The following is a 13,796-nucleotide window of genomic DNA, read 5'->3' as shown; positions in this document are numbered from 1 at the left end:
CATATGACGGACAAAATGAAGGTTGAAGTTGATTTGCACGAGAATTGTTTGTATATCGTAAAAGATGGTCAACTAACAAAGGTACAAGCAAAAGAGTTCGGCCAGGATTTAATTATTTGGAAAAACGGACAGGTATTGGATATTGATCGGAGTGAACGGACTAGGGTAAATGGACAGGAGGTTATTTAATGCAATTGAATCAACTGAATACACCAATTTGTTATTTAAAAATAAGTATCATAAATACAGATTAGTGATTTCTTGGAAATAAGTCCTTACCGAAGAACGGACGGGCATCAATCTTTAGCAGCATGTAGCTGTTTTAGGGTTGGTGTCCTTTTTTATTACTTTAAAAGGAGTGATTGAATGGAGTTCATTGTAGCGTATTGGATTGTTGGATTTTTATTAGCGATTGTTCAAAAAGAGCCTGTTAATGGTAGCAAGCAAGAAAATTCAATATTCATCTTTCTATTAATTTTTATTGTTATCGCATGGCCATTGTTTATTTTTATCCGTTTGCTGATCGGAGGAAAAGCCGATGTCTGATCAGTTACGAAAACAGTTGAAAAAATGGTCTAAATCGAGCAATTCATCCCCTGATAAGAAAAAGCGCCACGAAAAACAAACAGAGAGGTTATCACATGAAGATTTAGAAGAACTGATGGGCGTTAATCGCCGAACATATAAAAGAACTCGTGGTGGAGCATTCAAACAGAAATAATCGTAAAAATAATGGAAAGGGTGTTGTTAATGCAAATGTCATTCATGTTACCGGAAATCGATAGGGAAGCAACAAAAAAAGAAGTTGAGTCATCTTTAGAGAAATATCAGATGTATTTATTAATGGATCCGGAAGAATTGCAACCTAAAATAACTCAATCGTTCAACCTTGCGCCCGCAGCACCAAATAATCAATTCCATTCATCTACGGAAGAAATTGCGTTAAAAAAGGTTGACCAGGAGAGAAAGCGCAAGGAGTACTTATTGAAGATCCAGAAGGCTGTAAATCGTTTATCTTTTAAAGAACGTTCAATCATCATCAATCGGTATTTGAAGGATGATGATGTCTATGATTATGAGGTATATAATGAGCTTGGTTATAGCGAAACTAATTACTATCGTATTAAATCGCGCGCATTTTATAAATTGGCATTCATACTACGAATTGAGATTTATAAGGAGGTGAAGCAAGATGAACTTTGTGGAACCGATTCGAGATCCTGATAAGATAGATAAAATAAAAGAATACTTGAAAAGCAGGAATAAAAGAAATTATATTATGTTCCTGCTTGGTATTACAACAGGATTACGTATATCCGATATTTTAAAGCTTACAAAGGAAGATATATTGAAATCCCACATTGATATCAAAGAAACGAAGACAACCAAAAGAAAGCGAGTCAAGATACCAGGGTACATCAAGCGAGAGTTAACTTCTTATGCAAAGACATTAGATGAAGGAGATTACGTCATACAAAGCCGACAAGGGTGCAATAAGGCAATTGACCGTTCCACTGCTTACAGAATACTTCGAGAGGCGGCTGAATATGTCAATTTAACCGAGATAGGGACACATACATTAAGGAAAACATTTGGCTATCATTTTTATAAGCAAACAAACAACATTGGTATGTTGCAGGAGTTATTTAATCACAGTGACCAGCAAACAACGAAACGATACATCGGCATCAACCAGGATGATTTAGATCAAGCAATGGATAAATACAGGATTTAACTGTTTATTTTATTTTTTTTTATTGCATCAACATAATTTTATACAACGTGCACTCAAATTTAGAATTGACATAGAGCCTTTTGTCTCAAGGGGTTTGGCAATCGAGTGAGTGCAACAGTCTATATATTATAATGTACTGTGTTAGATAAATTAGGAGGTTATTAGTATGAAAATTGAAGAGGCGAGGGACAGAATAAGAGAGTTAGAAAATTATATTGAACAAATAAACAATTACCAAGCTGATACATTTGAAAAAGAGTCCATATTTCTTTATGTGCAGTTGGAGAGCGTTACTAAGGTTGCGGTTGAATTAAACAAAAAAGGGTATAAAGTAGGTAATAGGAAAGTCATTAGTAAGGATGTTTCAGATATTATAAGAACAAAAGCCACTGACGACCTACATGCTATGGCCAAGAAATTATTCAATAACAATAAAGGGAGAGCGCAGAAAAGAGGGTGGGTGTAATAAAAAAAGTGGGAGACTATTGAAAGAAAATAAAAAGAGCATTTACCGTTATACAAGTTATTATGATATTAATGAAAATTGTTTAAAGGCACTCCTGCTAATGCGTGGGTGCTTTTAATATTAGTTGAATGTAGGCTACTCCACTTCTGGTGACAATGAATGCCATGTCGTTGTTGCTCATAACTGGCATCCTCCTAGGAAGCGGTGATCCCAGCCGTGAAAGGAATGGATCGGGACGGCAAGCCATCCGCCGAAGCGAGAGATGGCTAACTTATGAAAGTATCCAATGACCCAACCGGGAGGGTAACGCGCCAAAGGGTTACGCCTGATAAGCGGTACTAGCTAGGCGCCTTTGGGTATTTTTATAAGTTAAGGATGGAGGGATAAATATAAACATGGATAATACTATTACTGTCCAGGGTAGAACGTACAATGCGCAGGAAGCACATGATAAGTTAAAAGAGTTAGCTAAGGTCATTAATAAGGTATTCAATAACATTAAGGACTTCGTCTCTCGGGTAGTTCGATATGTTTATAAGAAAGCAAAGAGTTATGTAGAGTATATCCGGGACCATGCACCAGTAGGATATAAGCGATGCCTAAAAATGGATAAGCTAAGGGAGTATGAAAGGATGTCTATAGGCAAGAGCAACAACTGGTGTAAGCAGCACGGACTTCATGTGAGAAGAAAAATAAAAAATAAAAATTAACTTTAAAATAATTTATCAAAAGTATTTTTCGCGGAAAAGTTTTGCTGAAATTGTTTCTAAAAATAAAAAAGGTACTTTGAGAGAAAAAAATTTCTAGCGGGTGCTTGCGAGCCCGGAAAAGCGCTAGTTTTTTATTTGAAAAGTTCGTTTCGTTTTCGCTTTGAAATTCTTGGGAAATAATTTGGAGGAGGTGGACAAACCCCTTGAAGGACAATGATTTGAAAGAAAAAGGTTTTATTGTTACTACATCGGAATTATGCGAAATCCTCAATCTTAGTTCTCGTCGTATTCAACAACTAACGAAAGAGGATGCGTTGATTAGAGCTGCACATGGTAAATATGATTTAACAGCATCCATTCAAGCGTATATAAAATATATGAATGAAGTACCGAATGAAGAATTAAATAAGACGGAAGAGGAAGCGCTGTGGACGAGGGCTAGACGACAAAAAGCAGAATTGGAACTTCAAATCATGAAGGGGGATCTCCACCGTTCTGATGATGTGAAACGAGTAATGAACAATATGTTAAGCTCTTTTCGTTCTAGGATATTGTCCATCCCTTCAAAATCCGCGGGACCATTACAGGGAAAGACTGATTTCAATGAAATAAAAGGTATTTTAAAAAATGCTGTTTATGAAGCCCTTGCAGAACTCGCTGATTATGATCCTTATGTCTTTTATGCAGAAAGTAAAGACAAACTATCGATAGAGGATGAAGACAGTCCCGTAGAGGTTGAGCAGGTGGATGAGGAGATTCAAGATGGTATCCGTACAAAGAAGAAAAAATGATACGGAATCACTTTTTGTTGGGATTATCAAGGAGATTGTTACACCTCCACCTGATCTAACAGTTTCTGAATGGGCTGATATGTATAGAAAGTTATCAAGCGAATCATCTTCTGAACCAGGGCAATGGAGAACAAGCAGAGCTCCTTATCAAAAAGAAATAATGGACAGCGTAAATGACAGTAACACAGAAAAAATAATCATTATGTCCTCGGCTCAGGTGGGAAAAAGTGAATTGTTATTAAATACTGTTGGTTATCATATAGATTTCGATCCATCTCCGATTATGATGCTGCAACCAACTGTTGATTTAGCAAAGTCGTTCTCGAAAGAACGTATTGCACCCATGCTTAGGGATTCACCTACTCTGAGAAAAAAGGCTGCTGATGATAAAAGTCGCGATAGCGGAAACACCGTCATGCAAAAGTCGTTCACCGGTGGTTATATTGCTTTAGTTGGAGCAAACGCACCTTCTGGATTGGCATCAAGACCAATCAGGATATTACTTGCCGATGAAGTTGATCGCTTTCCTGTAAGTGCTGGATCTGAAGGAGATCCTTTATCGCTGGCTGAAAAAAGAACAAATAACTTCCCTAACAGGAAAAAGATCTTTGTTTCTACACCGACAATAAAAGGTGCTAGCCGCATTGAAGCAGAGTTCGAAACCAGTACACAAGAACATTGGCATCTACCATGTCCATCATGCAGAGAGTATCAACCCTTACGTTGGTCACAGATAAAATTTGATTATGACGATGAAACCAAGGAAGTAAAAAGTGCACATCATGCCTGTAAATACTGTGGCACGCTTCATGATGAATTTGAATGGAAAGCCGGAAATGGAAAATGGGTTGCTGATAAGCCTGATGTCAAAAATAGAGGTTTCCATTTAAATGAATTAGTAAGCCCGTGGAAACGTTGGAAGGAAATTATCTCAGATTTTAAAGATGCAAAGAAAAAAGGAAAAGAATCTTTAAAGGTTTGGGTAAACACTTCCCTGGGCGAAACATGGGAAGAACAGGGAGACGGGGTTAAGTCAGAAGGATTGTTGGGTCGGCGTAAGGAATATGGATGTGAGGTGCCAAATGAAGTTGCGGTGCTTACTTCAGGTGTTGACGTACAGGATAATCGTTTGGAATACGAAATAGTTGGATGGGGCCCTGGCAAAGAATCGTGGGGGATTGAATACGGAGTGATCATGGGTGATCCGGGTCAAGAGTTTGTTTGGAAATCATTAGATGACGTCATACTCAAAGATTACAAAAGACAAGATGGAAATGTTATGAAAGTAATGAGTACTTGCGTTGACTCCGGTGGCCATCACACATCAAGTGTCTATGATTACTGTAAAAAAAGAGAATATAATCGAGTGTGGGCTATCAAAGGTGTCGGTGGTACTGGTCATAGCTTTATCAAGAGACCTAATCGCCGTGATCAATATGGTATCTGGTTATTCACTATTGGTGTAGATGTCGGGAAAGATGATATTGTTTCCAGGTTAAAAGCAGAACCTACTCAAAATGGTTATTGTCATTTTCCTATTGATCGCGAGAAAGGCTATGACGATTATTATTTTAAAGGTCTCACAGCTGAACATCGTGTGACCCGTTATAAAAACGGTCAACCAACAATCAAATGGGAATTAAAAACATCGTCTGCAAGAAATGAACCATTTGATTTGCGGAACTATGCTACTGCAGCATTGGAGATTTTGAATCCTAATTTAGATGCAATCAAGGAACAATTGGAAAACGGAAAACCCTTACCTGTAAAAAGAAGAAGACGAAAACGAGTGTTATCAAAAGGGATTAAGTGAGCATCCGAAAGGGTGTTTTTTATTGGGGGAAAAGACATGAATGAGCTGGAAAGAGCGAAAAAACATTTAGAATCGTGGTTGGATGCGGAATTAGCAGTCTCAACGGGTCAATCTTACCGAATAGGTACTAGGCAGTTAACAAGAGCGAGGATTTCAGATATCCGTAAACAAATAACTTTTTGGAAACGTGAAGTGAATCGGCTACAAGGCAAGGGAAGTAGAAAGGTGTTTCGTGCTGTTCCGAGAGATTTTTGAGGGGGTGACAGAAGATGAACATTATTGATAAGACAATTTCCTTCGTGTCTCCTAATAGGGCGTTGAAGCGCATGGAATCACGAAATAAAATAAACCTACTCAATCAAGGTTATGGAGATCACGGAGCGAGCACGAGAAAAAAGAGTATGCTAGGGTGGTTTGCTAGATCCGGATCCGTACTAGAAGATATCGAGCGTAATATTCCTAAGCTAAGGGAGCGTTCGAGGGATTTATACATGGGAGCCCCTCTTGCTACTGGTGCTTTAAAAACCATACGGACAAATGTGGTCGGCAGTGGACTAAAGCTTAACTCTCAAATTGATTATGAATATTTGGGCATGACCTTAGAAGAAGCTGATGCTTGGGAAACGAAAGTGGAAAGAGAATTCAATTTATGGGCGGATTCCGTTCACTGTGATGCGCAACGTATGAATAACTTCTATGAATTGCAGCAATTAGCTTTTTTAGGGCAACTAATGTCAGGCGACAGCTTTGCTCTATTGCCTGTCATCCCAAGACCTAATCTACCATATGACATTCGGGTGCAAATCATTGAGGCTGATAGAGTTTGCACACCGGATAAAAAGATGTTTAACCCAAACAATAAAATAATTAACGGTGTTGAAGTCAATTATCGTGGTGAAATTGTGGCATATCACATAGCCCAACATCACCCGAACTCAATTTCGATGAAAAGGAACGAATGGTCCAGGGTGAGAAAGTTTGGTGCAAATACTGGTAGACCCAACATCATTCATTTAATGGAATCAGAAAGACCGGAGCAAAGGCGAGGAGTGCCAATTCTTGCGCCTGTGATTGAGAGCCTAAAACAACTTGCTCGTTATTCAGAGGCTGAACTTATGGCGGCGGTAGTGTCCGGTATGTATACGGTATTTATTAAATCAGAAAATCCTCAGAACGAACAACCGGGGCAGTACTTTGATGATTATGATGATCAAATAGAGGAAGACGACACGAATTATGAACTCGGCAATGGTTCTATAGTTGCTCTTGGAGAAAACGAGAGTATACAAGATTCCAATCCGGGTAGACCGAATCAAGCATTTGATGGATTTGTCACGGCCATATGTAGACAGATAGGGTCTGCTCTTGAAGTGCCTTATGAACTGTTGTTAAAACATTTCACAGCCTCCTATTCGGCAAGCCGTGCAGCACTTCTTGAAGCTTGGAAAATGTTTAGGATGAGACGATCTTGGTTGTCTAGTGATTTTTGCCAACCAATCTACGAAGAATTCTTAGCTGAAGCTGTTGCGAAAGGGCGAATCGATGCACCCGGATTTTTCACGGATCCGGTAGCACGAAAAGCATATTGTATGGCTGAGTGGAACGGACCATCTCAGGGTCAAATTGATCCGTTAAAAGAAGTGAAGGCGGCTGCACAACGCGTGAACGAAGGATTTAGCACGCGTACGAGAGAAACGGTCGAACTGGGTAATGGTGACTTTTTCAGAAACACTCGTCTTAGAACTGTTGAAGAAAGGCTAAGGCAAGAGGGTGGGCTGATCCAAAATGAAACTAACCCGGAAGTAGAACATGAACCGGGAGGAGGTGAAGAAGAATGAAAATAGATATTAAAGGAACGATTATTCCTAGTGCTTATCAGTGGATATATGATTTGTTTGGGATTGAAGCGACAAGCCCAGCCAAAGTTAATAGTTTAATTGATTCTGCCGATGGTGATGATCTTGAGGTTATAATTAACTCACCGGGCGGAGATGTTTATTCCGGCTCTGAGATTTATACAATGTTGAAAGAACACGAGGCGAAAGCAAATGTCGTATCAAAGATTGTTGGGGTTGCTGCATCGGCCGCGTCCGTTATTGCCATGGCTGGTAAGACATTAATATCACCTACTGCACAAATTATGATTCATAACGCATATTCTGTCGCTGGCGGTGATCACCGTGACCTGCAACACGGATCTGATTTTCTACGGGGGTGGGACAAATCTATTACTAACGCTTATGCATTAAAGACGGGGATGTCACAAAAGGAATTGTTAGATTTGATGGACAAAGAAACATGGCTAGGCGCACAAGATGCAAAGGAAAAGGGATTTGTTGATGAAATTATGTTCGAAAACCAAAATCAACCGCGACTAACGGCTAGCATTGGTAATGCGCAAATCATCCCACAACAAGTAATTGATAAAATTCGAAATGAATTTAAAAAAGGTGACAACATAACGAAGGATGATCTTCAAAAAATGTTGCCACAAGGATCTATCGTTAACCAATCCAATCCAAAAAATGAACAAGGAGATGACAAAATGGATTTAGAGAAGCTTAAAAATGAATACCCTGATCTGTATAATCAGATCAAGCAAGAAGGTCATGACGAGGGTGCAAAAGAAGAAAATGGCCGCATTAAAGCAATTGAAGATATGGCTGTTCCCGGACATGAAGAATTGATTAACAAGGCGAAATTTGAAACTAAAGAAACAGCAGAAAAGTTAGCGATGAATATTATTAAAGCACAAAAAGAGCAGGGAGCTAACTACTTACAAAACCGTAATATAGAAGCCGGAGAATTGAATAATATCCAGGGGACAAATGCCCCAGAGAATAACAAAACAGAGGATAAAGAGCGAGAGGAAAACGCAAATACTATCGCTAACTTCATCAATAAATCAAGAGGAGGTAATGCGTAATGCCAACATTAGGAGAATTTAATTACGATAACTTATTTGCTGGTGATTTTGAAATTGTAACTGATACCGCAAAAGTTGGTGCGGATTTGAGCCGTGGCACAGTTCTGGGTATCGCTGACGATGGAAGCGCGGTAGCGCTTGATTCCGCAGCGGCTGACGGGTCAAAGAATCCATATGCAGTGCTTGCAGATAATGCTACAAGCGGATCCGAAGCAACCATTTATTTAACTGGTGAGTTCAATCAAGACAAACTAGTTTTTGGCGGTGAAGATACTGCGGCAGATCACAAAAGAGCTTTACGTAATATTGGAATCTTTTTAAAGGAAAATGCATAAAGGAGGAATCAATTAATGAATATTTATGATACTAGAACTATGTTAGCGGCGGTCGAGATGATGAAACCAGCACACACATTTTTAAAAAGCACCTTTTTCCCAAATGTAAATACGTTTACAAGTGAGAACGTTGATGTTGATTACTATAAAGGTCGTAGAAAGTTAGCTCCATTCGTTTCTCCTAGGCACTCTGGCAAGGTCGTAGATCGGCAAGGATTTACAACTAAGTCTTTTAAACCTGCTATGGTAAAACCGCAACGTATTATTACTGGCGATGATATTAACAAGCGTTCCATGGGTGAAAACTTTTATTCTGCTAAGAGCCCTGACGAGCGCGCAGCGGAATTGTTAGCAAGAGATTTGTCTGATCTAGATGAATCTATCACTCGCCGAGAAGAATGGATGGCGGCCCAAATTTTATTCACCGGTAAAGTAGACGTCAAGGGCGATGGCGTTGACGCTACGCTTGATTTCGACTTTTCAAATAATGAAACACTTAGCGGAACAAGTTTATGGAGCAGTTCTGAAAGCGATCCAATTGCAAAGCTAAAAGAATGGAGATTAAAGGTCATTAAAAAGTCCGGGGTGAATCCGGACCGTGTTATCATGGCATCTGACGTTGTTGATGCATTTGTTCGACATCCAAAAGTGAAAGAACAGTTGGATAATCGCCGTATTATCCTTGGGCAAATCAATCCACAACAATTGCCAAACGGGGTAACTTACATTGGGTCTATTTCATCACTCGGATTAGATGTTTATAGTTATGATGAATGGTATTTTGATGAGGATGCCGAGGAAGAAAAACCAATGGTGCCAGCTGGTACTTTGATGTTAGGCTCATCTAACGCGCGGTCGTCTATGCTGTACGGCGCTGTCACTTTGACGAGCGCTAATACGAACAATTTTGTCACTTATGAAGGTTCTCGAGTTCCAGATTCATGGATTAAAAAGGATCCGCCTGCACGTATTTTGCAAATCAACAGTCGTCCGTTGCCTGTGCCTCATGAAGTGGATAGTTGGCACGTAGCAAAAGTGTTGTAAGGAGGGATTTCCGTTGATAAAATTAAGTGAAAAAGTTACACATGATGGGAAAACGTATGATCCCGGTAATATAATTGAAAAAATTAATAACCAACAAGCGCAGCGTCTCGTTAATCTAGGGGTCGCTTTTTTTGTGGGTAAAATAGAAAATAGCGAACCATCCGAGGATCCGGAAAAGGAAGACCAAGCATCACCCGAAGACTTACAACATTTAAACGCAAAAGAAGAACTTGAATCAATAGATTACTTTGATTTGAAATCTATCGCTAAAGAAGTTGAACTTGAATTTTCAGGTAATATTTCAAAAGCAGATCTCATCGGTTTAATTGTTGAAAATCAAAAAGTCGATGAAGTACTTGCGTTAACCGAGGAAGAAGAATAATGCCTCGTTTGAAGGATTATTTTGATTCTGATTTATCATCATTTATGAACGTCGATGAATTTGCAGATGTTATTGATATTGACGGGGATTCCGTTAAAGTAGTTTTTGATAGTGAAGCGTTGAAAGAAATACAATTATCTAATGGTGGAGAGGGGCTTGCGACTAGCGAGCTCCTATTTCATGTTGCTAAAAGCGAATTAGATTTTGAGCCGTTCCCTGGACAAGATTTAATGATTGATGGAGATTTGCTCTATGTTAATGATGTGAAGGAAGACGAGGGTATGTACACAATAACTTTAGGGGCTGCTAGATCATGAGAGCAACTGTTGAAGTAGATGAGAAAATGATTCGGGAAGTCCAGAAAAAGCTTGGCGATTTTCAAAAACAAACACCTAGCGCTATATCTAAAGCTATTAACAGGGCAGTTACGAACATTAATTCAAACGTTAAAAAAGAAGTGCGGAAGGGATATAACATCAAAGCGGGCGATATTGGAGCTACGCTGACTAAGACACGAGCAACAAAAAGCGCACTCCGAGCCAAAGTCCAGTCAAGCGGTGAATTGATTCCTTTAGATAGATTCAAAGTATCGCCAAAGACTGTTAATCCTAAACGTAAAAGCCCTATAAAAATAGCGGTCAAAAAAAGTAGTGTTAGTGCTGTTATGGGAGCATTTGTTGCTGACATAAATGGCCGAAAGGTGTTTCAACGGACAGGTGATTCTAGGTTGCCTATTAAACGTTTATTCGGTCCATCTGTTCCGCAAATGATAGGTAATGATGAAGTGCATAAAGAAATTGAAAAGCAAGGGCAAGAAACACTCAAAAAACGATTGGATCACGAGATCAATCGTATTTTAGAAAAAGGGAAGGGGAAATAGTTATGATTCCTCTTTTATTGCAGGAAGATTTGAAAATAAGGCTGTTGCAAGAATTTAATCATTTTAAGCTTAAAAACTTAACCAATGATTATGCGCCAATAAAAATTTTCGAACAGCATTTACCAAACAAGGGTAAGGAAAAAGAGGATCCCTATCCGTGTATTATCATTCGCCTGGCGGATGGTTCGAAAACGGATCCGGAGGAAGGAAATAAAACGAAGGTACAATTTATCATCGGTGTTGTTGATCGTAACAGTAACAATCAGGGGTATAAAGACGCGGTGAATGTGGCCAATCGTATTACTGATAATTTGGAAAGAAATCCTTTGATAAACGATCAATATGAACTAGGACTACCAATAAATTGGGCATACCATGATGAGGATGCAGAACCTTATTTTTTCGTTGGAATAGAAACAAACTGGAAAACACCTCAAATATTGAGAGAGGATGTGGGAGATTTAATATGAGTAAAAAGAAACCTGCCACGCTTATTTATTGTGGCCCGACTTTAAACGGATTGCCTCAGTATTCTACTTATATCGGCGAACTGCCGACGAATGCAAAAAAACATTACGATAAAAGCCAAGCAGTCCAAGAATTGTTTATAAAAGTTGATGAATTAGCATCGACAAAGCAAAAAGTAAAAAAAGTAGGAACGCGGGAAAATCTTTTTTATAAAAAAGCCCTTGATTACGCCGCGAAAGGAGAGTGATTGAATGTCTTATAAACACGGAATAACTGTTCAAGAAAATCCAACAACACTTGAGCAACCAATTGAATCGTTATCATCGCTGCAGGTTGCTTTTGGTACTGCTCCGATTAACATGGCAGAAGATATTGATGCGGTTGTTAATAAGCCGATCAAGATTCAAAATTACGAGGAAGCAAAAGCCAAGCTGGGATACAGTGACAACTGGGAATCTTACACCCTTTGCGAGGTAATGGATGCATCTTTCCGTCAAATCAAAGCAGGACCAGTCGTGTTTGTTAACGTAATAGATCCAGAAATGCACAAAAAATCTGTTTCTGCTGAATCAATAGAAATTGTCGAAAAAGAAGCTAAGATCGAGAAAGAAGGCATTCTTTTAGACTCATTGGTTCTTAAAAACAAAGATGGAGCAACAACATACGTAAAAGACACGGATTACATTGCTGATTTTGACAATGAAGGTAATGTGGTTATATCGGCGCTTTCCGGAGGTGCGATTACTGATTCGACAAACTCATTACAAGCTGATTTTGATCAATTAGACCCATCAAAGGTAACGAATGAGGATGTCATCGGTGGATATGACTCTACTACAAATGAGTACAAAGGAATCGAAACTGTCTCAACAATTTTTCCAAAACTAGATTCGGTACCAACAATTTTATTTGCACCAGGGTTTTCGAAAGACACGGCTGTTGGTGCGGCTCTTGCATCTAAATCAGAGGGCATTAATGGTTCTTTCAAAACAGAAAATGTATTGGATGTTGAAGGGAATTCAATTGATGAGGCGATTGAAGATAAGTACATGAAGATTTTTGAAGATAAATCGTCTATGGTTTGTTGGCCAAAGGTGAAAATCCGCGGGAAAGTATACTGGCTCAGTTCTATTCTTGCGCCTGTTCTTTCCCGAACTGATGCCGAGAATGGTGACGTACCTTACAAATCACCTTCCAACAAAAGAGTTCCCGTAGAAGCAGGAGTTACTAGTGATGGAAAAGAGATGTTCCTTGATCAATTGCTCGGCAATAGACTAAACGGAAAGGGCATTGTTACGGCAATTAATATGCGCGGATGGAGAATTTGGGGAAATAATACCGCCATGTATGACTATGATATTCATCAATATGAAGTGCCGGATCCTAAGGACCGATTTATTGCAGTTAGGCGTATGTTCAACTGGTGGGGTAATACTTTCATCCTGAACTATTTTGATGAAGTGGATGACCCTACTAGCTATCGATTAATAGAAAATGCCGTTGACAGTGAGAACATTCGGGCTAATGGATTCCAAGCTCGTGGTCAAATTGCCGGCGCAAAAATTGAGTTTAAACAGTCGGAAAATCCAACGTCGCAAATCTTGGATGGGAAAATTAAGTTCACCCAAAAAATTGGCTTCTTAACGCCGGCTAAAGAAATTGAGAATGAGCTAGAATTCGACCCAACAATATTAACTAATTCGTTATTCAGGGGTGAACAATAATGGCAGCAAATCCTATTCCGGAAAAGGTTATTAACTATAACGTATACAATGACACGGATGTGCTTGTAGGTGTATCAGCGGAGGTAACATTGCCTAACTTCGAAGCGATGACTGAGACAGTATCTGGAGCAGGAATAGCAGGAGAATATGAATCTTCTACTCTAGGTCACTTCGGTTCCCAAACTATTGAAATCCCTTTTCGTACAATAACTGATAAATCCTTTAGTTTGATGAAAAATAGCGGTAAATCCATTGTTCTACGGGCGGCTCAACAGAGTTATGATGTAGCGCAAGGAAAAACCGATAGAAGGGGATTGAAGATTACGTTGAGGGGGCAGCCGAAAGGATTAAATCTCGGAACAATGGCTGTAGGGGGATTAACAGAAACAACTAACATCCTCGAAGTACTCTATATAAAAATTGAAGAAGAAGGACGTACCATGCTTGAATTCGACAAATTAAACTTTGTGTTCATTGTTGATGGAGAAGATATCTTGGGTGACATTCGAAATATGATTTAGG

General features: G+C 39.2%; 21 protein-coding genes. All 21 read left to right on the top strand.

Annotation, left to right across the window (positions count from 1 at the left end; all coding sequences use genetic code 11):
• Positions 1-3 precede the first annotated feature (3 nt).
• The 21 genes from C8270_RS01855 (at position 4) to C8270_RS01755 (ending at position 13,795) form a co-directional block, all read left to right on the top strand.
• The gene (locus C8270_RS01855; protein WP_106494910.1) at positions 4-189 is read left to right on the top strand and encodes a DUF3954 domain-containing protein; all 186 of its coding nucleotides are present in this window, start codon (positions 4-6) and stop codon (positions 187-189) included.
• Positions 190-366: 177 nt separating this feature from the next.
• Entirely contained in the window at positions 367-546 is a 180-nt protein-coding gene (locus C8270_RS01850; protein ID WP_106494909.1) for a hypothetical protein, read from the top strand.
• On the top strand, positions 539-721 hold the full coding sequence (locus C8270_RS01845) for a hypothetical protein (protein ID WP_106494907.1): 183 nt from the start codon (positions 539-541) through the stop codon (positions 719-721). Before C8270_RS01850 ends, C8270_RS01845 begins: the two co-directional genes overlap by 8 nt.
• 29 nt (positions 722-750) lie before the next feature.
• Entirely contained in the window at positions 751-1,224 is a 474-nt protein-coding gene (locus C8270_RS01840) for an ArpU family phage packaging/lysis transcriptional regulator (RefSeq protein ID WP_325034718.1), read from the top strand.
• On the top strand, positions 1,193-1,735 hold the full coding sequence (locus C8270_RS01835) for a tyrosine-type recombinase/integrase (protein WP_106494905.1): 543 nt from the start codon (positions 1,193-1,195) through the stop codon (positions 1,733-1,735). Before C8270_RS01840 ends, C8270_RS01835 begins: the two co-directional genes overlap by 32 nt.
• A 166-nt stretch (positions 1,736-1,901) precedes the next feature.
• Positions 1,902-2,201 (top strand): hypothetical protein, encoded by a 300-nt coding sequence (locus tag C8270_RS01830; RefSeq protein WP_106494904.1) that lies wholly within the window; start codon positions 1,902-1,904, stop codon positions 2,199-2,201.
• Between the two features lie 395 nt (positions 2,202-2,596).
• On the top strand, positions 2,597-2,911 hold the full coding sequence (locus C8270_RS01825) for a hypothetical protein (protein ID WP_106494902.1): 315 nt from the start codon (positions 2,597-2,599) through the stop codon (positions 2,909-2,911).
• 203 nt (positions 2,912-3,114) lie between these two features.
• Positions 3,115-3,702 (top strand): hypothetical protein, encoded by a 588-nt coding sequence (locus C8270_RS01820; protein WP_199794631.1) that lies wholly within the window; start codon positions 3,115-3,117, stop codon positions 3,700-3,702.
• Positions 3,674-5,515, top strand: a complete 1,842-nt coding sequence (locus C8270_RS01815) for a phage terminase large subunit family protein (protein ID WP_106494900.1) — start codon at positions 3,674-3,676, stop codon at positions 5,513-5,515. Before C8270_RS01820 ends, C8270_RS01815 begins: the two co-directional genes overlap by 29 nt.
• A gap of 36 nt (positions 5,516-5,551) precedes the next feature.
• The gene (locus C8270_RS01810; protein WP_106494899.1) at positions 5,552-5,770 is read left to right on the top strand and encodes a DUF6148 family protein; all 219 of its coding nucleotides are present in this window, start codon (positions 5,552-5,554) and stop codon (positions 5,768-5,770) included.
• 14 nt (positions 5,771-5,784) lie between these two features.
• Positions 5,785-7,353: a phage portal protein gene (locus C8270_RS01805; RefSeq protein ID WP_106494898.1), complete on the top strand. Its 1,569-nt coding sequence runs from the start codon at positions 5,785-5,787 to the stop codon at positions 7,351-7,353.
• Complete coding sequence (locus C8270_RS01800) at positions 7,350-8,441, top strand: head maturation protease, ClpP-related (RefSeq protein WP_106494897.1); 1,092 nt, start codon at positions 7,350-7,352, stop codon at positions 8,439-8,441. Before C8270_RS01805 ends, C8270_RS01800 begins: the two co-directional genes overlap by 4 nt.
• Positions 8,441-8,776 (top strand): head decoration protein, encoded by a 336-nt coding sequence (locus C8270_RS01795; RefSeq protein ID WP_106494895.1) that lies wholly within the window; start codon positions 8,441-8,443, stop codon positions 8,774-8,776. Before C8270_RS01800 ends, C8270_RS01795 begins: the two co-directional genes overlap by 1 nt.
• A gap of 15 nt (positions 8,777-8,791) precedes the next feature.
• On the top strand, positions 8,792-9,820 hold the full coding sequence (locus tag C8270_RS01790; RefSeq protein ID WP_106494893.1) for a major capsid protein: 1,029 nt from the start codon (positions 8,792-8,794) through the stop codon (positions 9,818-9,820).
• 13 nt (positions 9,821-9,833) lie between these two features.
• A complete protein-coding gene (locus C8270_RS01785) occupies positions 9,834-10,202 on the top strand; it encodes a DUF7210 family protein (protein WP_106494892.1) in 369 nt (122 codons plus the stop codon).
• Positions 10,202-10,519: a hypothetical protein gene (locus C8270_RS01780; RefSeq protein ID WP_106494890.1), complete on the top strand. Its 318-nt coding sequence runs from the start codon at positions 10,202-10,204 to the stop codon at positions 10,517-10,519. The genes C8270_RS01785 and C8270_RS01780 overlap by 1 nt, the downstream gene beginning before the upstream one ends.
• Positions 10,516-11,082, top strand: a complete 567-nt coding sequence (locus C8270_RS01775; RefSeq protein ID WP_106494888.1) for a phage tail protein — start codon at positions 10,516-10,518, stop codon at positions 11,080-11,082. The genes C8270_RS01780 and C8270_RS01775 overlap by 4 nt, the downstream gene beginning before the upstream one ends.
• A 2-nt stretch (positions 11,083-11,084) precedes the next feature.
• A complete protein-coding gene (locus tag C8270_RS01770; protein ID WP_106494886.1) occupies positions 11,085-11,552 on the top strand; it encodes a hypothetical protein in 468 nt (155 codons plus the stop codon).
• On the top strand, positions 11,549-11,797 hold the full coding sequence (locus C8270_RS01765; RefSeq protein WP_106494884.1) for a hypothetical protein: 249 nt from the start codon (positions 11,549-11,551) through the stop codon (positions 11,795-11,797). The genes C8270_RS01770 and C8270_RS01765 overlap by 4 nt, the downstream gene beginning before the upstream one ends.
• A gap of 4 nt (positions 11,798-11,801) precedes the next feature.
• Positions 11,802-13,274, top strand: a complete 1,473-nt coding sequence (locus C8270_RS01760; RefSeq protein ID WP_106494882.1) for a phage tail sheath family protein — start codon at positions 11,802-11,804, stop codon at positions 13,272-13,274.
• The gene (locus tag C8270_RS01755) at positions 13,274-13,795 is read left to right on the top strand and encodes a phage major tail tube protein (RefSeq protein ID WP_106494880.1); all 522 of its coding nucleotides are present in this window, start codon (positions 13,274-13,276) and stop codon (positions 13,793-13,795) included. Before C8270_RS01760 ends, C8270_RS01755 begins: the two co-directional genes overlap by 1 nt.
• The last annotated feature ends 1 nt before the right edge of the window (position 13,796 follow it).

The organism is Lentibacillus sp. Marseille-P4043 (genome assembly GCF_900258515.1).
Lineage (GTDB): Bacteria > Bacillota > Bacilli > Bacillales > Amphibacillaceae > Lentibacillus_C.
The sequence above is the reverse complement of the archived record's forward strand: the minus strand, read 5'-3'. Positions and strand labels throughout refer to the sequence as shown.

Bases quoted from the DNA above. Each gene is read 5' to 3' on its own strand.
- C8270_RS01770 (WP_106494886.1), top strand. From the start codon at position 11,085: ATGATTCCTCTTTTATTGCAGGAAGATTTGAAAATAAGGCTGTTGCAA.
- C8270_RS01790 (WP_106494893.1), top strand. From the start codon at position 8,792: ATGAATATTTATGATACTAGAACTATGTTAGCGGCGGTCGAGATGATG.
- C8270_RS01760 (WP_106494882.1), top strand. From the start codon at position 11,802: ATGTCTTATAAACACGGAATAACTGTTCAAGAAAATCCAACAACACTT.
- C8270_RS01800 (WP_106494897.1), top strand. From the start codon at position 7,350: ATGAAAATAGATATTAAAGGAACGATTATTCCTAGTGCTTATCAGTGG.
- C8270_RS01825 (WP_106494902.1), top strand. From the start codon at position 2,597: ATGGATAATACTATTACTGTCCAGGGTAGAACGTACAATGCGCAGGAA.
- C8270_RS01855 (WP_106494910.1), top strand. From the start codon at position 4: ATGACGGACAAAATGAAGGTTGAAGTTGATTTGCACGAGAATTGTTTG.
- C8270_RS01835 (WP_106494905.1), top strand. From the start codon at position 1,193: ATGAACTTTGTGGAACCGATTCGAGATCCTGATAAGATAGATAAAATA.
- C8270_RS01755 (WP_106494880.1), top strand. From the start codon at position 13,274: ATGGCAGCAAATCCTATTCCGGAAAAGGTTATTAACTATAACGTATAC.
- C8270_RS01805 (WP_106494898.1), top strand. From the start codon at position 5,785: ATGAACATTATTGATAAGACAATTTCCTTCGTGTCTCCTAATAGGGCG.
- C8270_RS01765 (WP_106494884.1), top strand. From the start codon at position 11,549: ATGAGTAAAAAGAAACCTGCCACGCTTATTTATTGTGGCCCGACTTTA.
- C8270_RS01845 (WP_106494907.1), top strand. From the start codon at position 539: ATGTCTGATCAGTTACGAAAACAGTTGAAAAAATGGTCTAAATCGAGC.
- C8270_RS01815 (WP_106494900.1), top strand. From the start codon at position 3,674: ATGGTATCCGTACAAAGAAGAAAAAATGATACGGAATCACTTTTTGTT.
- C8270_RS01795 (WP_106494895.1), top strand. From the start codon at position 8,441: ATGCCAACATTAGGAGAATTTAATTACGATAACTTATTTGCTGGTGAT.
- C8270_RS01810 (WP_106494899.1), top strand. From the start codon at position 5,552: ATGAATGAGCTGGAAAGAGCGAAAAAACATTTAGAATCGTGGTTGGAT.
- C8270_RS01775 (WP_106494888.1), top strand. From the start codon at position 10,516: ATGAGAGCAACTGTTGAAGTAGATGAGAAAATGATTCGGGAAGTCCAG.
- C8270_RS01840 (WP_325034718.1), top strand. From the start codon at position 751: ATGCAAATGTCATTCATGTTACCGGAAATCGATAGGGAAGCAACAAAA.
- C8270_RS01780 (WP_106494890.1), top strand. From the start codon at position 10,202: ATGCCTCGTTTGAAGGATTATTTTGATTCTGATTTATCATCATTTATG.
- C8270_RS01830 (WP_106494904.1), top strand. From the start codon at position 1,902: ATGAAAATTGAAGAGGCGAGGGACAGAATAAGAGAGTTAGAAAATTAT.
- C8270_RS01850 (WP_106494909.1), top strand. From the start codon at position 367: ATGGAGTTCATTGTAGCGTATTGGATTGTTGGATTTTTATTAGCGATT.